Source organism: Paenibacillus sp. FSL H8-0260, assembly GCF_045040625.1.
In the GTDB taxonomy this organism is placed as follows: Bacteria; Bacillota; Bacilli; order Paenibacillales; family Paenibacillaceae; genus Paenibacillus_AQ; species Paenibacillus_AQ odorifer.
On sequence record NZ_CP150298.1, the window covers coordinates 4576603 to 4596101 of the forward strand.

The 19499-nt window shown below is 42.8% G+C and carries 13 protein-coding genes; 2 read left to right on the top strand and 11 right to left on the bottom strand.

Annotation, left to right across the window (positions count from 1 at the left end):
- Positions 1–16 precede the first annotated feature (16 nt).
- The 5 genes from MHI51_RS20420 to MHI51_RS20440 all read right to left on the bottom strand — a co-directional run bounded on the left by MHI51_RS20420 (position 17) and on the right by MHI51_RS20440 (position 5419).
- Positions 17–1120: an LCP family protein gene (locus MHI51_RS20420; RefSeq protein WP_081387120.1), complete on the bottom strand. Its 1104-nt coding sequence runs from the start codon at positions 1118–1120 to the stop codon at positions 17–19.
- Positions 1121–1128: 8 nt separating this feature from the next.
- On the bottom strand, positions 1129–1938 hold the full coding sequence (locus MHI51_RS20425; RefSeq protein WP_405173226.1) for a GNAT family N-acetyltransferase: 810 nt from the start codon (positions 1936–1938) through the stop codon (positions 1129–1131).
- Between the two features lie 208 nt (positions 1939–2146).
- Complete coding sequence (locus tag MHI51_RS20430) at positions 2147–2374, bottom strand: hypothetical protein (RefSeq protein ID WP_038572358.1); 228 nt, start codon at positions 2372–2374, stop codon at positions 2147–2149.
- A gap of 64 nt (positions 2375–2438) precedes the next feature.
- On the bottom strand, positions 2439–2639 hold the full coding sequence (locus MHI51_RS20435; RefSeq protein WP_036685790.1) for a cold-shock protein: 201 nt from the start codon (positions 2637–2639) through the stop codon (positions 2439–2441).
- 671 nt (positions 2640–3310) lie between these two features.
- Entirely contained in the window at positions 3311–5419 is a 2109-nt protein-coding gene (locus MHI51_RS20440; protein WP_076218469.1) for a methyl-accepting chemotaxis protein, read from the bottom strand.
- A gap of 178 nt (positions 5420–5597) precedes the next feature.
- Here MHI51_RS20440 and MHI51_RS20445 point away from each other — a divergent pair, with 178 nt between their 5' ends.
- Positions 5598–6002 carry a CBS domain-containing protein gene (locus tag MHI51_RS20445; protein WP_038572361.1) on the top strand — a complete coding sequence of 135 codons (405 nt, stop codon included), beginning with the start codon at positions 5598–5600 and terminating at the stop codon, positions 6000–6002.
- A gap of 54 nt (positions 6003–6056) precedes the next feature.
- Here MHI51_RS20445 and map read toward each other — a convergent pair whose 3' ends face one another.
- Positions 6057–6803, bottom strand: a complete 747-nt coding sequence (gene map / locus MHI51_RS20450) for a type I methionyl aminopeptidase (protein ID WP_036685786.1) — start codon at positions 6801–6803, stop codon at positions 6057–6059.
- A 398-nt stretch (positions 6804–7201) separates the two neighbouring features.
- On the opposite strand from map, the gene MHI51_RS20455 reads away from it, so the two are divergent.
- Positions 7202–8845, top strand: a complete 1644-nt coding sequence (locus MHI51_RS20455; protein ID WP_405173227.1) for a cellulase family glycosylhydrolase — start codon at positions 7202–7204, stop codon at positions 8843–8845.
- A gap of 1285 nt (positions 8846–10130) precedes the next feature.
- Here MHI51_RS20455 and cysI read toward each other — a convergent pair.
- The 5 genes from cysI to MHI51_RS20480 form a co-directional block, all read right to left on the bottom strand.
- On the bottom strand, positions 10131–11855 hold the full coding sequence (cysI, locus tag MHI51_RS20460; RefSeq protein ID WP_076276070.1) for an assimilatory sulfite reductase (NADPH) hemoprotein subunit: 1725 nt from the start codon (positions 11853–11855) through the stop codon (positions 10131–10133).
- A 46-nt stretch (positions 11856–11901) separates the two neighbouring features.
- Positions 11902–13758, bottom strand: coding sequence for an assimilatory sulfite reductase (NADPH) flavoprotein subunit (locus MHI51_RS20465; RefSeq protein WP_076219815.1), 1857 nt, complete (start codon positions 13756–13758; stop codon positions 11902–11904).
- Positions 13759–13992: 234 nt separating this feature from the next.
- Complete coding sequence (locus MHI51_RS20470) at positions 13993–17253, bottom strand: ATP-binding protein (protein ID WP_076276069.1); 3261 nt, start codon at positions 17251–17253, stop codon at positions 13993–13995.
- Entirely contained in the window at positions 17231–17611 is a 381-nt protein-coding gene (locus MHI51_RS20475) for a response regulator (RefSeq protein WP_076219813.1), read from the bottom strand. Before MHI51_RS20475 ends, MHI51_RS20470 begins: the two co-directional genes overlap by 23 nt.
- Before the next feature lie 61 nt (positions 17612–17672).
- A complete protein-coding gene (locus MHI51_RS20480) occupies positions 17673–19304 on the bottom strand; it encodes a diguanylate cyclase (protein ID WP_076130764.1) in 1632 nt (543 codons plus the stop codon).
- Between the last annotated feature and the right edge of the window lie 195 nt (positions 19305–19499).

Genomic DNA, 19499 nt, shown 5'->3' on the forward strand with positions numbered 1-19499 from the left:
AATTCAGTCACAACATCTATGCTGCGTCATCCGCAGAAGCTGCGGCCAGATCCGTATCGGTAGAGTCAGGATTCAGCCAAATCTCAATCAACTCATGGGTACGCTTCACATCATTTTCGTCAAGCATGTAATACCATTGATCCTTCCGTCTGCCCTCACCCTGCAACATATGGCTTGTGATCTCAGGAGTACCCCCTTCAAGAATTACTCTTTTCGCCAAATCAAGAATAAAGTCTGACTTCATATTGGTTTGGAAATTACTGCCTGCTATTTCGATGATTTTCTGTATATTAAGGATATTATCTACTCTCTTCATCCGTTCAAGCGCAGATTTCAAAAAGATCCGCTGCCGCTCCGTTCGTTTAAAATCAGAATCCTCGCGGTATCTTACATACATTAATGCTTCAGCGCCAGAATAAATCGGTTTGTTCGGTTCAATTCTTAATTTCTCATGATCCGGGCTCTTGTTCTCAATCACCTTGGTAATCGGAAGTTCAACACCCCCTAGAGCATCTGTAACGCCCACAAGACCGTTAAAATTAATAGTAGCGTAATATTCGATAGGCGCGTTTAATAAATTTTTAACGGTGTCTACACTCATCTGAGGACCGCCATAGGAATGAGCTGCATTAATCTTGGTTTCTTTCCTAGCTCCTTTAACCTTTTCCGCTCCGATAATTTCTGCATAGGAATCACGAGGGATCGACACGAACAATACTTTATGATCAACTGGCCGGATCACAGTATATATAATCGAATCAGAAAGCCCGTTCTCTTTTCCCCGCTGATCAGTACCCAATAGGAGGATAGAAAATGGACGATCCTTGTTATCCGCCGTTGGCTGTAATCCGGGAGCTTCAGCGTTTTCATTATTCTCCAAAGGAACGTATGATCCATCAAGCGTGTGTTCAATAGTCGGAGCCACAACATTATTAAATCCGAAAATCAGCAGTTCTTTACGAAAAACATAAGATCCTAGCCCAGCAATAAGTACGATAGCAAGCGTAAATAACCAGATCTTTTTTTTCTTGCTGGTCTTAGTTTTCTTCTTCACCTTTTTTTTCTCAATTCTACTTAAAGAAAATGAAGAAGCTGAATGGGTAGTCTGTTTATTTTTCATTCGGATCCTTAACCCTTCCTGATGACGGATTCTACCAGCCGATAATAGGGAATCATGTAGGTTGTCTCAAAGCCTAATCTATGCGCTAAGTTGAAAGAACCCTCGTTATCCAGACGACACGCCCACACCGGCTCAAGCTGATGTTCTAGACAGTATTCTATTAAGGCTGAACAGACCGCGTAGGCATAGCCCTTCCCCCGATGTGCTTCTGAGGTTTCTATGCCAATTTCCAGTTGATGCTCATTAACAAAACCCGAAAATGCCGTAGAGGCAATTTCCCCAGCGTCAAGAATATTGAAGCCCAGCCCCTCAGCAATAAATTGCTCTTCATTCCTCCAAAACGCCTTAGGATTGACACCTCCTGTTGCCGCCAAAAACCGTTCTTTGTTCATTCGCACCACTTCAAGGTCTTGGCTAAGATAAGAAGCTTTCTGTTTCAGATATTTCTCGCGGTTAAAGCTGAAGTTGACCCTTGTATTTCTATGGAGCATTTCCTGTTCACTCCAATAAGCGATAACTTCCGGCCAGCCTCCCGCTGGATCAGCCTGCAGCAACTCTTGATGATGCCGAATCATATTTTTATTGGTTATGTAATCAAAAAGATCGCGCTTAAACTCTTCATTATCCGACTCTCCAATTAATAAAGACATTCCACAAGGGTGAGCAATGTAAAAAGCACGCGGGTTAACGATATCGTCAGCATATACGCTGCCAGGTATGACTTGTTTAACCACGGACTCAGCAAACATCGTATTTATTTTCACTTTTCCTAAAGGCTCAATAGCTTTGTAATAATCTTTACGCTCTAGTCGTTTCATAATTTTCTCCTTAGATCTCACGTAATGTTTTGATAGATAACCACCAGTATGTGAGGATATTTTTTTGCTGGATGACACTGTTACCTAAAATATCCCATTATTATAGACGATCTTAGGGTCGATAAGTTTCTATTTATAAGAAATTTGTGAGACAAAAAAAGACCATATCCTATCAAGGATTGGTCTACCCTATTTATTAATGATGATCTTAGGTTTTTTTCACAATCATATCGATCTCACTCTTCAGTAAAAGATATCTGACGACACTTCTCATGATCGGAACTTTAGTCAACTTATGCTGATCTACATAACTTTTCATTTGGTCTTTAGACAGCCCGAGCAAGCTTCCCGCTTCAGACACCGTCAATACTTCCTTGTTACTTGTAGCGTTAAAGGTTTTCTTAACTTTTAAATTCCAGTCTTCAAACACCTGCATTTACATCCGCCACCTTTCTATAAAAAAATCCCCAAACGATACGTTTGGGGATTCATTTTACTACTTACAGTTTTACAACATTCTCAGCTTGTTGACCACGATTACCTTGAACCACGTTAAATTCTACACGTTGTCCTTCATCCAGGGACTTGAATCCGTCACCAGTAATTGCGCTGAAATGTACGAATACATCTTCTCCACCTTCAACCTCGATAAAACCAAAACCTTTGTCTGCGTTAAACCATTTCACTGTTCCTGTTTGCATAATATAATTACCACCTTATTTTTATTTACATGTTATTCTTATCCTCAAAAAATCTCTAAAAAAATAAAAATTCACATATGGTACAAGGTTATTAACGTCTAAAGAATAACCCTCTACGCTATGTGAATTCGCCAGGTAAATACTTTCGATAGATTGATTATAACACAGCTAACACCAAATAGATACTCTTCTGCATTATGAAGAAAATGGGAAGAAAGAAGGAGCTGTGCCATAAGTGATTCTACGAGCGGAGACTGACCTCCTCACTTTCAAAATCCTAAAATCAACAAAACAGCGATTCTTCTGTTATCGAAGAATCGCTGTTCAGCGTTTTTTGGTCATTCGCGGCCTGCTGCGACTACACATTCATTATCCTACGGGGCTTTCGGACTCGGTAGACGTTATTTACATGTTTTTATTCTTTACCGCTAGATTTCGGACTCCAGTGACGCTATTCCTTGGAAAGAGGCTCATAATAAGCATTTTTCAGGCCAATAGCTGCACTGGAGTCCGATAACATTCCAAATATCGGATAATCGTACGTTTAAGGACCACTGTGTCCGTTAGCAGGTTACTAAGCGTATTTTCCAGTGACTAAACATGTGCTTTCGACACAGCAGTCATTTTCATAGTTTTAGGTGCCAGCCCTTCTCTATATTTGAAAAGGGAATCTAAATTTTAAAGTAAGATAATTTATCCAACAGGTCTTGCACCATTGAGCTGAGTGACTCCGACGAGGCTGAGATCTCTTCCATAGAAGCAAGCTGCTCCTCAGAGGCTGCTGCCACACTTTGGGAGTCAGAGGAAGCTTCCGAAGCAAGATCGGCTAATTGTTTAACGGTAACTGAAATTTGCTCCGTTCCCGCGGTCATCTGCTGTGCAGCTGCTGAGACCTCTTGGATCTGATCGGTTACCTGTGTCATCTCTGTCAGAATTGACGTAAATAAAAGATCACTATCAGATACACTCTGCACACCAAGAATTACTTTTTCATTGCCGACAGCCATCGCTTGTGAAGCTTGATTAGTATCTTGCACCACATCTTCAACCAAAGCAGTAACTTGTTCGGCAGCTTTTTTAGTCTGATCTGCCAGCATGCGAATTTCTGAGGCCACCACCGCAAAACCTCGGCCATGTTCACCCACTCTGGACGCCTCAATAGCCGCATTTAGTGCCAACAGATTGGTCTGTTTACTTATGTTCGAAATCAAGCCGATAATCCCGCTGATCTGAGCAGATCGTTCGCCTAAACGTTCAATCGCCAGACTCGTCTCATCTACAGACAGCTTTAACTCCGACATTTGATTCACTGCCATTTGCAGCTGGGCACTGCCCTTTTTCGTCTGATCGGTAACTTCATCTGCAGATGCAGATACCGATGACGAAGAGTCAGCAATCCGTTGCACTCCAACATTCAGCTCGCTCATCGCCATTGAAGAATCACCCGCATAATCACTCTGCAGCTGCGCTCCTTCGGCTACTCGTCCGATTGCCACAGCAATTTGTTCAGCAGCTTTCCCAGTCTGCTCAGCGTTAGCTGTCAGCTCTTCAGAGGTAGCTCCGACGGACATTGATAGATCAGCGACAAGTCCAAACATTTCTCGAAGCTTATGGGTCATATGATTAAAATGTGTAGCCATTTTGCCGAATTCATCATCATTTCGAACCTGCAGGGTTTGAGTCAAATCCCCCTGAGACATCAGCTGCAATTTCTCAGATAACAAGCGAAGCGGTTTAACTACCATCAACCATAGTTGAAGACCAACAATAACAGCTAAAATCAAAATCCCAATAATCATAATGATAAAAAATTCTGTTTTAGCTTGTTCATAATCAGCCATGATAACATCCTTAGAGATCGCTGTCTGTGTGTACCAGACCTGGTCACTTCCAGGCATTGGTATCGGAACAAAAGTCCGCAGCACATCTTCTCCCTTGGAATTTATCGTGTATCCCAGTTTGGCCTCCCCATTCTTCACACGCTTCCACAGTACTGTTTTATCTTCTGTATCACCGAATTCTTTGAGTACACTTTGAGGATCATTTGGGTTGGCTGCATATTTGCCATTACCAGTGATTAAAGAAACATAACCTCCCAGAGGTTTATAGTTAACGGCTTCTTCCTGCAATTGGGTTAACGAAACATCGAACCCTACAGTCCCCAGAAATGCACCCGTTTTATCCAAAATTGGCAGCATGACCGAAATCATCTCTATAGCTCCACCAGTCGTCTCATAGGAGTAGGGTTCAATATATACCGGTTTTTTCTCTTTTTTTGGTAAAAGGTAATAATCACCCGCACCTTCTACATCATAATTCTTTAAGGGTTCAACCTTTATTGCACCTTGATTTCTAAAGACATAAGGAATAAAACGCCCCGTACCATCATCATATGGCATCTTATTTATATTAGCCTGATCGTTCTGATCAAAAGCATTGGGTTCCCATAATATGCTCATCCCAAAAATTTCTGGTCTGTGCTCAAGCATAGTTTTCATTGTAGAAACAACATCTTCACGGTCCAAGGTTTGACGTTCTCTTGATTCAAGGAGTACTTCAGCGAGCGCTTCACCCGTCGACTGAATGTCTATCATTCTATTCTGAATGGTCTCCGCATAACTTTTTCCTGCGACCTCTGCCTGAAGTTCACCGTTGGATATGCTCACACTACGCAGATTAGCCAGGTTTGCGACTAAACTAAAGAAAAAGATCACAATAATTACTAAACTTACCACCATAACAAATTTAAACGTTAATGAAAGCCTTCGATACAATGCCATCTGAACAACTCCACTCTAGGATAATATATCTTTAATCGACAAAATACGACCTCTATTCAATAGGACTTATTACCTATAATTCAAGGGGTGAAAATTTAAAATTCTATCCATTCCAAAAGTATGTTTAAATAAAAGTAGCCTAATCAAAAAATAACATAATACAAAGGAGTTCATGCCGATGGAAATATCCTCTTTTTTGTTGCCAAAAGATCAAGTCGCCTATATCACTAACTCACTATCCATGCTGGAAGCCTTAGAACAATTAGAACAGCACCATTACACGGCTATCCCTATTATTGATAATGAAGGAAAATATGTAGGAACACTTTCGGAGGGTGATCTATTGTGGAAGCTGAAAAACACAGCAGATTTAACCTTTGACAATATAGGGGAAGTTCCAGTAAGCGACATCCAAAAGCATGTTCATAACGAAAGTGTTCTCATTAATGCAGAAATGGAGGATATGCTGACGCTCGCTGCGGATCAGAATTTCGTTCCTGTGATTGATAATGAGGGTGTATTTGTTGGAATTATTAGGAGAAAAGATATCATTGAATATTACACTCGCAACATTACAGATTAATAAAAAATGACCAATCTCCATTACGGAGACTGGTCATTTTATTTTTCATCAAAATTACAGTTCAGTCAGGATAATCGTTCCTTGTGGGGTAATCGCTAAGGTATGCTCATATTGTGCTGACAATCCGCCGTCAATGGTACGCGCAGTCCAACCATCCGCATCAATTTTTGTTCTGTAACTGCCTGTGTTCAGCATGGGCTCAATGGTAAATACCATCCCCTCTTTAAGACGAGGCCCTCTCCCTGCTGGACCATAGTGAGGCACTTCCGGAGCTTCATGCATTTCTGAACCGATCCCGTGGCCAATAAAATCACGCACTACAGAAAACCCGTTAGACTCTGCATAAACTTGGATGGCATGCGCAACATCGCCAATACGGTTGCCTGCAACCGCCTGCTCGATTCCACGGAATAAAGATTCCTTAGTAGTGTCTAGAAGTTTGGTCGCCTGTTCACTAATATTGCCAATCCCGTAAGACCAGGCCGAATCTGCCAACCAGCCGTTTAAGTTAACAACCATGTCAATGGTTACGATATCCCCGTCTTTTAGCGGCTCTTTTTTCGGGAATCCGTGGCATATTACATCATTTACAGATGCACAGGTTGCGTACGGGTACCCATTATATCCTTTTTGCTCAGGAGTAGCTCCTTGAGACAATATAAATTTTTCTGCAAATTCATCAATTTCCCAGGTCGTAATACCAGGCTGCAAAATTTGCGCAATTTGACGATGACATTCAGCGAGAATTTTTCCCGCCGCACGCATTTTTTCGATCTCTTCCATCGTTTTCATGATAATCATAATATCGCCTCTTCTGTACAGAACACATCGCTCTCGGGCAACGGTTCTTCTTTTGTATTTAGTTTACCCTTTATATTATGAAAGAAAATCGCGAGAAATCCAAATCATTAGGCAAAAAAAATTATATTTTCCTTGCTGAATCTAAAAATAACATCATTTTTATGAAAATGTTAGATGAAAGACGAGTGCCTTATCAGTAATTTCTCTTATCTATCTAATAAAACATAAAGTTATTGTTATCGTTAAATTATTTATTATTCCTAAAAATTCCTTTATATGTTATATTCAAAATAACTGAGGAGGTGATACATGCCTGTAATTGAGTGCATTTACTGCAACCACCTGGAGGATACGCATAATCAAAGAAGCAACCCTATTTGATTAAGGAGGAAATGTTGATGAAATTCAGAAAGCATTTTTCGTTCCGGAAAATCAGTTTGTTAGTATTAATTAGTATCCTTACTCTTTCTATTTCTTTACCTCAACAGCAGGCAGCGGCTGCGAACACTTCTGTTAAAGGTTTTTATGTAAGCGGTACCACTTTATACGATGCTACTGGCAGTCCTTTTGTAATGCGTGGGGTGAATCATGCACACACTTGGTACAAAAACGATCTGGCTACTGCAATACCGGCCATCGCAGCGACTGGCTCCAATACCGTCAGAATTGTACTTTCTAATGGCAGCAAGTGGTCTCTCGATACTTTAGCTGATGTCCAAAATATTCTTAAGCTTTGTGATCAGTATAAAATGATTGCCATGCTGGAAGTGCATGATGCTACGGGCTCAGACAACACCTCTGACCTTAACGCTGCAGTAAACTATTGGATCAGCATCAAGGATGCTTTGATCGGTAAAGAAGATCGTGTCATTGTGAATATTGCTAATGAATGGTACGGTTCTTGGAACACTGCAACATGGGCCAGTGGATACCAAGCAGCAATTCCTGCGTTAAGAAATGCGGGCATTAAGAACACTTTAGTTGTAGATGCAGCGGGATGGGGTCAATACCCACAATCTATTTTCACTAGTGGTCAGGCTGTATTTAATTCAGATACCTTAAAAAACACTATTTTCTCAATTCATATGTACGAATATGCTGGAGGTAATGCTGCTACAGTCAAGAGTAATATCGATAGTGCCTTGGCTATTGGAGCCCCTGTGATTATCGGCGAATTCGGTGACAAGCACACGGGTGGAGATGTCGATGAAGCCACCATTATGAGCTACACGAAGGAAAAAAAGGTGGGCTGGCTCGCCTGGTCCTGGTATGGTAATGGCGGAGGCGTTGAATATCTGGATCTAGCCAGCGGTCCAGCAGGAACACTCAGCAACTGGGGAAATACAGTCGTTAATGGAGCAAACGGAACCTTAGCAACCTCCGTGCTTAATAAAATTTACACAACACCTGGTTACCAACCTGTGCCGGATGGTGGCACTACACCAACACCTACACCAACAGCTATACCTACGCCAACACCTACACCTACACCTACGCCAACACCAACACCTACGCCAACAGCTACGCCAACACCTACACCTACGCCAACAGCTACAGTAACACCTACAGCCACTCCTACCGGCTCGCCATCCAGTAATCTGGCACTTTACTACCGTGCAGCAGATACCAATGCTACTGATAACTCAATCAAGCCCTACTTCAACATCTATAACAACGGAACAACGGCAGTCAATTTAAATGGACTGAAAATTCGTTATTACTTTACTAAAGATGGAAGTGCCTCTCTCAATGGAGTAATCGATTGGGCGCAGGTCGGTGCTTCTAATATATCGGTTGCCCTCGGGTCCACAAGTGGGACGAACGCCGACTCTTACGTTGAGCTTACTTTCAATGCTAGCGCGGGCTCCATACCTGCCGGTGGGCAGTCAGGAGAAATCCAATTACGCGTGCACAAAAGCGACTGGTCTAACTTCAATGAAGCAAATGACTATTCGTTCGATCCAACCAAAGTTTCCTTCAGCACTTGGAACAAAGTAACCCTGTATCAAAACGATGTACTGATCTCCGGTATCGCTCCTTAAACACATAAACCAGCGAGCCTCCCGGAATTGGAGACTTGCTGGTTTTTAAATTGAATCTGTTGTAGCGCAGATGTTGGGATCTTACTAGATTATTGTAGATCAAATGAAGGCTGTTGCTAGATTTGTCAGTCAACGGTGATCTACTGCTGTTAGCCTGCTCCCGGAATGTTACTACTTTGATGTTAGTCTACTGTCGATCGTCTATTGTTCCGCTAGTCGGTTGCTTCTCTTTTATTTGGCTGTTCTGCGTACTACTCCACTATTGCTACTGCTGAGCTAATCTAATTTTACTCTTTCACCATCTAATGTTATTTTACTATCGATTTAATTCGACCCTTTCACCACTCTGATGTTAGTCTACTGCTGATCGTTTATTGTGCCGCTAGTCGGTTACTGCTCTTTTGTTTGGCTGTTCTGCGTTACTTCACTATTGCTCCTGCTGTTCTGCGTATTACTCTACAATTGCTCCTACTGCGCTAATATCACTCTGTCCCACTATCTAATATGACCCTTTTGCTACTCTGATGTTAGTCTACTGCCGCTCGTCTGCGCTCATCTGCCGTTCTTTACCTTTGGAGCGCTTTTGTCGTGATTTTCGGACTCAGATGACGCTATTTGTGCTATTTGTGCGATTTGAGCCGTTTTGAGCAACTTTCGGACTGGAGAGGCGCTATTCCTCTGAAAAAGGCCTGTTCCTGTCTCCTTTCATCCCCATAACGGCGCTGGTGTCCGAATACTCGTCAAATTGGCAAGATTTCAGGAAATAAGGGCTCCTGAGTCCGTCACCTTGTTAGTCTACTGCCGCTCGTCTATGCTCATCTACTGTTCATCTGCCGTTCTTTACCTTTGGAGCACTCTGTTATGATTTTCGGACTCAGATGACGCTATTTGTGCGATTTGAGCCGTTTTGAGCAACTTTCGGATTGGAGAGGCGCTATTCCTCTGAAAAAGGCCTGTTCCTGTCTCTTTTCATCCCCATAACGGCGCTGGTGTCCGAATACTCGTCAAATTGGCAAGATTTCAGGAAATAAGGGCTCCTGAGTCCGTCACCTTGTTAGTCTACTGCCGCTCGTCTATGCTCATCTACTGCTCATCTACTACTCATCGGCCCCTCATCTACTACTCATCTACTATTCGTCTACTACTCGTCTGCGCTCACCTACCGTTCTTTACCTCTGGAGCATTATGTGTACGACACGACACCCCGGGAATCTAACTAAGCCCAAACCACAAAAATCCCGGCAGCCATCAACTGGCCCCGGGACATTTTTAAATCTACTTTCATTTAGTCATGGAAATTAAGTCCAGAGGTAACGGCTTTAACATAATCTGCACGGATCACGAAATCTCCAAAATGCTCGCCTTGTTGACGTTCTTTGGCATATCGGTGAAGAATAGGTTCAAGCGTCTCTAGGATCTCCTTCTCATCTATGTTTTCTTTATACATTTTATTGAGGCGATCACCCGTAAAGCCTGCTCCTAAATACATATTATATCTGCCTGGAGCCTTTCCGATAAACGAGATTTCACCCAACGCCGGTCTAGCACAGCCATTAGGACAGCCGGTCATTCGGATCACAATTTCCTCGTCCCGCAAACCAGCTTTATCTATAACAAGCTCCAGCTTATCTATCAGCGAAGGCAGATAGCGTTCCGCTTCAGCCATCGCAAGTCCGCAGGTTGGCAGTGCTACACAGGACATGGAGCTGCGCCGCAATGCAGAAAGATGTGCTCCATCTGTTAGTCCATGCTGTTTAGCCAGCTCAGCTACTTTGCGTTTTTTGGCAGTAGTGACGTTGGCAATCGTTAGATTCTGATTCGGCGTTAGCCGGAAATCTCCAGTATGAATCTTAGCAATCTCCCGCAAGCCACTCATCAAGGTGTATCCTTCTTGGTCATGAATCCGTCCGCTTTGGATATAAAGTGTCAGATTCCATTTTCCATTGGTCCCCTTCACCCAGCCGTAACGGTCTCCGTTGTGATCAAAATGATAATCACGTGCTGCTTCAAGCTGCCATCCGAGTCTTTCATGCAGTTCGTCTACGAACCATTCCAGACCGTGGCGGTCAATCGTATATTTGAACCGTGCATTTTTGCGGACAGAGCGATTACCATAATCCCGCTGGATTGTTACGGTCTTTTCTGCCACATCAATTAACTGTTCCGGACGGCAAAAACCAATTATACGTCCCAACTGAGGATAAGTACTGGTATCGCCATGAGTCATCCCCATACCGCCGCCTACAGAAACGTTGAAGCCGACTAGCTTCTCATTTTCCAGAATAGCGATAAAACCCAGATCTTGCGAGAATACATCCACATCATTAGAAGGAGGCACCGCTAGACCTATCTTGAATTTACGCGGTAAATATACCGGTCCATAGATCGGTTCTACTTCCGCACGTTCGCCTAAGCTATCTACTACCTTCTCACCGTCCAACCAGATTTCATGGTAAGCAGGCGTACGTGGTGATAAGTGATCACTTACTTTGCGCGCCCATTCGTAGACCTCTGCATGCACCTCTGACTGGTAAGGATTCGGATTACTCATTACGTTACGGTTAACATCGCCGCAAGCTGCCAGCGTCGTCATCAGCGTATCATTAATGCTGCGGATGGTTTTCTTAAGATTCCATTTGAGTACCCCATGCATTTGAAACGCCTGTCTGGTAGTCAGACGTAAGGTTCCATTGCCGTATTTTTGTGCCAGATCATCCATCACTAGCCACTGCTCTGGTGTCGCTACCCCGCCTGGGGCAACTACACGAAGCATGAACTGGAATGCAGGCTCCAGCTTTTGCCGTTCACGCTCGTTGCGTAAATCCCGATCGTCCTGCATATAGCTTCCGTGAAATTTCAGCAGCCGATTATCATCTTCCGGCAAGCCTCCGGTAATCGGATTGCTTAATGTCTCAACAAGCGCGCCCCGCAGATAGTTACTCTCTTGCTTAATGTGCTCAACATCGCTTGGAGGCCCGCCGATCGGCTTAACCTTTTCATTGTTTGCCATTGTTGTTATCTCCCCCCGAAGTCATTCGATAACTTTCCTCTATCCATTAGTAAACATCACGTTGGTAGCGCTGCGCCTGCTGCATATTATCCAAATAAGCTGCCGCTTCTTCAGGACTCAGACCACCCTCATGCTGGATGACAGTAATCAGAGCAGAATGAACATCATGTGCCATATGCTTCTCGTCTCCGCAAATGTAAATATGAGCTCCCGCTTGCAGCCATTCGTAGACCTCGCGGCTCTTTTCCAGAATGCGATGCTGAACATATACTTTCTCTTCGGTATCACGGGAGAAAGCAACATCCAGCTTAGTTAACAAGCCGTCTTTAAGCATTCTCTGCCAGTCCGTCTGATAGAGGAAGTCCGTCACAAAATGCCGATCTCCGTAGAACAGCCATGATTTACCTTCCGCCCCAAGCTCGCCACGTTCCTCCAGGAAAGAGCGGAAGGGTGCAACACCTGTGCCCGGTCCAATCATAATGATCGGTGCATCAGGATTCGTCGGAAGCTTAAAGTTCGGATTATGTTGAATGTAGATGGGCAACGTATCTCCCGGCTGGACTCTTTCAGCACAATGTACCGAGCAGACCCCATAACGCTCACGGCCATGTGCCTCATAACGTACAGCTCTAACCGTTAAATGAACCTCATCTGGATTAGCTTTATAGCTGCTGGCAATTGAATAGAGTCGTGCCGGAAGCTTGCGCAAAATAGTCACAAAGCTACTGGCCGAACCCTCCCATGGAGAGAAGTCCTGAACTAAATCGAGCAGATCGCGGCCTTGAATATATTCCTTAAGCTGTTGCGCACGTTCTGGCGACAATAGATCACTTAATTGGTTAGAAGAAGATAACTTCGCCGCTTGTTCAAGTAACGGTTTGGTCAATACAGTGATTTCATAGTGGTGAAGAAGGGCCTCACGTAAGGTGCCGTCTTCCCCTTTTTTATTTAATGGAACAATATCATTAGGATTCCAGCCCATAGTATGAATAATAGCGTCTACCAATTCAGGATGATTCTCCGGATAGACACCCAGCGCATCCCCTGGCTCAAATTGTATGTTAGAACCTTCTAGGGATAGCTCCAAATGGCGGGTCTCACGGTCAGAACCACGTCCGTTCAGATTTAGATTCTCCAATACTTCCGCTTTAAAAGGATTGTTGCGGGTATACAAAGGCTCCTGAGAATCTGCGTCTTCTGCAGCTTGAACCGCTTTTGCCGCAATGGCCGGAGCATTTAAATGTGCATTTAAGGCACTAATGACGCCTTCAAACCACTCGGTAACCGAATCATCATAATCAAGATCACAATCCACACGCGGACTTAACCGCTTGCCGCCAAGTTCCTCAAGCCGCTGATCGAAGTCCTTGCCGGTCTGACAAAAGAATTCATAGGAGGTATCCCCCAGTGCCAGCACTGAGAACTTCAGATTCTCTAATTGAGGAGCTCTTTTGCTATAGAGAAATTCATGGAACATCCGTGCATTATCTGGCGGCTCGCCTTCACCGTGTGTACTGACCAGCAATAGGAGGTTCTCAACCTTCTTAAGCGCATTGGGCTTAAAGCTGTTCATCGCAGTGAGTGTGACCTGAAATCCTTGCTCCTCCAGCTTGCGGGACAAGCTCCCAGCCAGCCGTTGGCAGTTCCCTGTCTGGGACCCAAACAACACGGTCACTTCACGTGAAGCTGCAGGTTGACTAACGGCACTACCTTCCACATTTCCTATCGTATTTGATTGTACTGCTTGAACCCCGGCACCTGCCGATGGTGCAGTAGTAAAGCCCATGGCTGACAAATAACCGCTAAGCCATATTTGCTGTGTCTCCGTTAAGGATGGTAGAAGACGATTGAGTAGCTCGACTTGGCTCTCGTTAAAAGGACTGTTCGTTACCTGTAGTTGCAACAATATCCACCTCTCCTAAACATGAAATCTTCTGATGATCCGTACCTCATGAAATCAGGCTATCACAATAATTGTAAACGATCAATGATGTCGATTTACCCTAATAATTGTATTTTATTGAAAAATCATCTATAAAGTACGTAAAAACCGATCAAAACAGTATGATTTAACCTGTTTTGATCGGTTTCATTATAAAAAGTGATACTATTTATAAAATATTGTGATAAATAAAAGCTATAATTTTTGCTTACTTTCGGGAAATAACACCTCGCCGATCCCCGTCTTAATCTTCACTATCTCCTCAAGCGTATTCGACAGCTCGCCGGGCGGATAAGGTTTAGTTAAATATTTTTGAATTACATCGTTTAATTGGTTCTTATCCGATTGATCCAGAGCAGAAGAAATAACGATAGGTATATTTTCAGTTCTTGGATCTTCTTTAAGCATTCGGATCAAATCCCAGCCATCCAGCTCTTCACCCAACATCAAATCTACCACAATCGCCACAAATGGTGTTTTCAAGGCCTGATCAAAAGCTTGCTGTGGATGGTAATGATGGGTAACACGGAAGCCCTTCCCTTTAAGCTCTTCTGATAAAAGCAACGAAAGACTGTAATCATCTTCAACGATCATTACATTAGGCTTGAGCTCTTTATCGGTGCTCCATTTATTAAGCTCATCCTGTTTCCGGCTCGCTTCCGCATGGAGGATAGGGAGGCTAAACCAAACGGTAGTGCCCTCTCCTTCTACGGAATCTATACCGATATTTCCCTTTTGTTTCTCAATGATCTCCTTACAGATAGCAAGTCCGAGTCCTGTTCCTCCAATTCTTTTAGAGGCGCTATTATCCACTCTTCTGAATTTTTGGAATAGCTGTCCTATTTGATCCTTAGGAATGCCAAGACCATTATCCTGGATACGTACAATAATTCTATCCGACTCGTTATGCAGCAGTACTTTAACTTCATTGTTATCAGGCGAGAATTTAATCGCATTACTTAACAGATTCGTCAGAACTTGGACAATCTTATCCTTGTCCACATCAACATCCGCATTTAAAGCCTCATCCACTAGAAGCACATGATGGGTACTGCTCAGTTTATATTGATCAATTACACCTAATACAATTTCACTGAGATTCAAATGCTCCGTGATATATTGCTGCTTACCTGACTCCATTCTCTGCAAATCAAGAAAATCATTAATGAGCTCCGTCAGTCGTTTAGCTTCTTTATGAATCGTCTCCAGATATTTAAGCTGCTTCTCAGGCTTCATGGTCTTAGACAATAACAGTTCTGTGAAACCAAGCACACTCGATAGCGGTGTTCTTAGCTCATGACTTACCGTACTGACAAGATCAGATTTCATAAGGTCCAGCTCATATTCTCTAGTGATATCTCTGTAGACAAACAATGTACCAATACGCAGCTCGCGACGGAATACAGGGATCGCATACACATCAATATGCTTCATCGATTCAGTTCCAATGGAGTATTGCATGCTGCTGGATTCCAGAGCATCCTCAGCAATCGCTTTTTCAAAAAACATCCGAAGTTCATGATTCTCATTCGAGTGCTCAATGAAATAATCCATCCATTTCTGACGGGGAATCAAAGCTCCTTCTGTCCACTCATAATTAAAAATGTTGCTCAACGCTTTATTCATCTGCAGGAGCATACCTTCTGTATTCACAAATTGTATGCCCTCGTTCACATTATTTACGATGTCCCGATTCAGCTTTCGGCCATGTTCAATCTCTTCATACATGAATAAACGTTCAATCGCCAGCGCTACGCGGTTCATCATCCCTTGAACCTCATTAATCTCTTCTTTGCTGAAGGAATAACCAATCCGGCTGCCACAGAACACTGCAAGAATCTCATCCTCTGCGTTCACAACAGTAGTGTAGAAGTCGTAAACATAGACCTCACTCGCAGAAATCCCTTGCTCTGATTGTGTGGCCAGGCGCTTGATTAGGTACGTTTTTTCCGCTTGCAAGCGATATAACATCTCATTATTCTCATGATCAAGATAACGCTCCACATTCTCCTGCGGAATGCCTTTCACAGCCGCGATATTATCTTTCACAAGCAGGAAGAAACTCGAATCAAAGGCATACAGGCGATGCATAAACTCAATAAACTTATCGGCAAATTCATGTTTATCCAAAGTATAAGTAATATCATGATTGAGCTGATTATTAAGTTCAAGCATCATCTTGGTCTGTTCTGTGTTTTTTAACGTTTCGGCTAGCTCCTGCTGTACGCTTTTCATTGAGGTGATATCGTTCGCAATAAGGATGTATTGATAAATCACACCCTCTTCATTCAGGTACGGCACAATCGTCAGATGCAGCCAGATGGGCAATCCGTCTTTGGCTAGAATCTGCAGCTCATTGTTCCACACTCCGCCTGTATTTAATTTGTTAAAGATTTTCTGATAACCCTCATCAGAGAGATTATAAAGTTCAAATAACTTATAGGTGTAACCGATAATCTCAGACTTTTTATAGCGGGTATATCCACTTAAATTATCATTCGCGTAGGTAAAGACACCTTTAGCAGTAAGAATTCCGACGGCAGACGATTGATCCAAGGCTTTCATCATACTCTCAATTTCACTAAGCGAGCGCTGCAGCCTATATTGCTGATCCTGAAGTTCATCCTGCTGCGCATGCAGCTCTTCATTCTGCATCATCAATTCTTCTTCTTTATCTTGAATACTTCTAGCCATATTTAGAAAAGCATCATAAAGTCGGCCAATTTCATCTTGATTCTTAAGCTTGCCCAGAAGAATTTCTTCTCCTGCAGCCAGGGAATGGGTTGCCCCTTCCAGCTTCAGAATAGGATCTATTAGGTTCTTCAGAATCCGCCAGATCATAAAGGTGAAGATTAGCAGAATAATCGTGCTGAAAAAGAATGCGATAAAGGTAAACTCATTGGCACGTTTGATGTAATCCATAGCCATAGTATTTAATGAGGCATCGGATCGTTGCTTGTACTCTTTTGTATACATTAAAAAATCATTTACTGATTTCGTGTTGCCATCTGCGGATAGAGCTCTCAAAGACACATAATCGTCTGCCTCGACAAACCGAATCGCTTCCGGCAAAACTTTAGTTTTGTACTGAACATAAAAGGCTTTCAAACCATCTCTAAACAAGGCTTCTTCCGGAGATAAATTGAGATTAGAATAGGTTTCCAGAATCTTATCAAAGTTAACAAGTCCTAAGTTTAAGAGCTCTAATTCATTGTTACTCTTAAGTGCGCTGAATCCCCTCGCTCGGAAAAAAACCTCATTTAACGCAGTCGCCAATTCGTTAATCGTGTCCGCCTTATTTTGCAGAACTTCACGGTCTCTACTTAATTTGTTCTGCTCATTGTTTATGAAAAACAAAAATACAGATCCCATAAGAATGATTAACGAAAAAACCAAGGCAATGATACGAAAATATCTATTTTTAATACTGTGATTAGAGCTGCTTCCCTTTGTCACTTAGGATCCCCTCCACAATCTGCAAGAGTTCCATCGGACTAAAAGGTTTTGGCATAAAATAACGTACGCCTGCATCTACCGCTCGAAGACGATCTACATCTTGGGCTTTGGCTGTTAACATTAAAATAGCTGTAGCCTTCTTTTTCTCATCATCCAGTTGGCCTAGGACTTCAATCCCTGTCATTTCAGGCATCATATAATCCAATATCACCAAATCATAATGATCCTGTGACAATTTTGAAAGCGCCTCTAATCCGTTCTCGGCAGTGTGGATCTCCACGTCTTCCAAATCTTCTAAGGTGTCTACGATTAACATTCGTAATACTTCTTCATCATCCACTACCATTACCTTTTGCATAGCTGCCTAGTTCCCTCCGCTTTAGATCTCTCCTGGTGCTCACAACATATTCAGAACCCAATTAGAACAAAAATCTATGAGCCAACCGCTCTATCCTCGACAATAACTCAGGCATATGGACCGGTTTGACTACATAATCATCGGCACCCATCTGCAGGGCATGTACAATATCCGCCTGATTGTTTCTTCCCGTCAACATGATCACTAATATATTTACTTCCGGATACGTTTTGCGGATTCTTTCCAGAACTTCTACTCCATCCAGATCAGGCATCACACCATCCAGCAAAATAATATACTTCTCATCCACGGCATACCAATCCGATTGCAGGAAATCAAGCCCATTCGCATAGCTGCTAACCTTCACCTCAGCAATATTCTCCGGCTCCCAAATGGCGAACTGACTGGTCACAATTCTCCGAATTAGCGTATCGTCATCCACAACAATCACATTCAGAACCGAATGCTTTTTAGTAGTGGATAAATGGTCCGAATAAAGCGTTGTCTGATTCCTTCCAGCATGCTTACTGGCATAAAGAGCCTGATCTGCTTCCTCAATCAATTTATCGGCTATATTCTCGGCATCTGTTACCTCAGAAATCCCGCTAGAGATAGTCACATGAAAGATTTCATTTTTCGCAAAAAAATCAGTCGCCGCAAACCGCTCTTGAATACGTTGTATAACCAACATTGCAGATTCCGCATCCGTGTGAGGTAAGAACACTGCAAACTCTTCTCCCCCATAACGGCAAAAGGTATCCTCCAGACGGATGGAATTCTTCACAAGCTCGGAAAAGCCCTGCAGCACTTCGTCTCCGATTAGGTGACCATATGTATCATTAACGTTTTTAAAATAATCCAAATCAATCAGCGCTAACGAAAATACGCGGTTGGTCCGCTTAAAATCACCAATCAGCTGCTTCATGACTTGATTGAAGTGTTTGCGATTAAATGCGCCGGTCAAATCATCGACGATGATGGACTCCTGCCATTCTCTTTTGAGCTGAAAGCGATTTTTGATCAATACCAGAAATAAATCAATATCTACAGGCTTCGGTAAAAAATCCATCACCCCCAGCGAATACGCCTGCATTTGCGTCGCTTTGGAGTACTCCCCGCTTATAATAATAATGGGAATTCGTTCTTTTTTAGCCTTGCCGATAATTTGGTTCAACACCTCAATCCCGCTTTTATCCGGTAAAAGAATATCCAGCAGAATGAGATCTGGTTTCGTTTCATAAAAGATTTTAAGTCCCCGTTCAGCAGATAAGGCAATGCTTACATAGTAATTTTGCCTCTCCAACGACTCTTTCAGATAAGCAACTAACTCTACATCATCGTCGATAAGAAGAATATCATTCTGCGTGAGCGTCTCAGCAGGTCCCTTTTTATCCAATGCTTTGACAGAGCTTGAAGCTGCCAATGAATGGACATTAAACAATGGAATCAGTGGATATAAATAATCCCCCCATTCCTCGACTGACCAACTCTTAAGACTGCTTTCCATGAAATAGGGCAGCGTATCCTCGGCAAATTGTTCGACATCCGGTAATCCGACAGTTCCAGCAGTGCCTTTTAAATTATGCAAAAAACGATAAATGTCCTTTTCCTTCACTTCCGCCTGTTCCGTCCATTCCTGGAGGGTCATCTTCGTTCTTTGCTCAACCATGTCTTTATATTTTTGTGTAGTCATATTTACTCCTTCAGACTATCATATCAAACTCTCAGTTCATCACATTTTTTATAGGCTGTCAAATGAATTTTCTATAATTTCAGCTGCCAAAATAAATATTTAATCAAACTGACAAAAAACCTTTGGTTGAAGCTTGTTTCATCATTTGCAATAATAGTTGGAATGGTTCATTCCGTATACACGGTGAAATCAACA

Bases quoted from the DNA above. Each gene is read 5' to 3' on its own strand.
- MHI51_RS20435 (WP_036685790.1), bottom strand. From the start codon at position 2,639: ATGCAAACAGGAACAGTGAAATGGTTTAACGCAGACAAAGGTTTTGGT.
- MHI51_RS20440 (WP_076218469.1), bottom strand. From the start codon at position 5,419: ATGGCATTGTATCGAAGGCTTTCATTAACGTTTAAATTTGTTATGGTG.
- map (WP_036685786.1), bottom strand. From the start codon at position 6,803: ATGATTATCATGAAAACGATGGAAGAGATCGAAAAAATGCGTGCGGCG.
- MHI51_RS20480 (WP_076130764.1), bottom strand. From the start codon at position 19,304: ATGACTACACAAAAATATAAAGACATGGTTGAGCAAAGAACGAAGATG.
- MHI51_RS20430 (WP_038572358.1), bottom strand. From the start codon at position 2,374: ATGCAGGTGTTTGAAGACTGGAATTTAAAAGTTAAGAAAACCTTTAAC.
- MHI51_RS20475 (WP_076219813.1), bottom strand. From the start codon at position 17,611: ATGCAAAAGGTAATGGTAGTGGATGATGAAGAAGTATTACGAATGTTA.
- MHI51_RS20455 (WP_405173227.1), top strand. From the start codon at position 7,202: ATGAAATTCAGAAAGCATTTTTCGTTCCGGAAAATCAGTTTGTTAGTA.
- MHI51_RS20425 (WP_405173226.1), bottom strand. From the start codon at position 1,938: ATGAAACGACTAGAGCGTAAAGATTATTACAAAGCTATTGAGCCTTTA.
- MHI51_RS20445 (WP_038572361.1), top strand. From the start codon at position 5,598: ATGGAAATATCCTCTTTTTTGTTGCCAAAAGATCAAGTCGCCTATATC.
- cysI (WP_076276070.1), bottom strand. From the start codon at position 11,855: ATGGCAAACAATGAAAAGGTTAAGCCGATCGGCGGGCCTCCAAGCGAT.
- MHI51_RS20420 (WP_081387120.1), bottom strand. From the start codon at position 1,120: ATGAAAAATAAACAGACTACCCATTCAGCTTCTTCATTTTCTTTAAGT.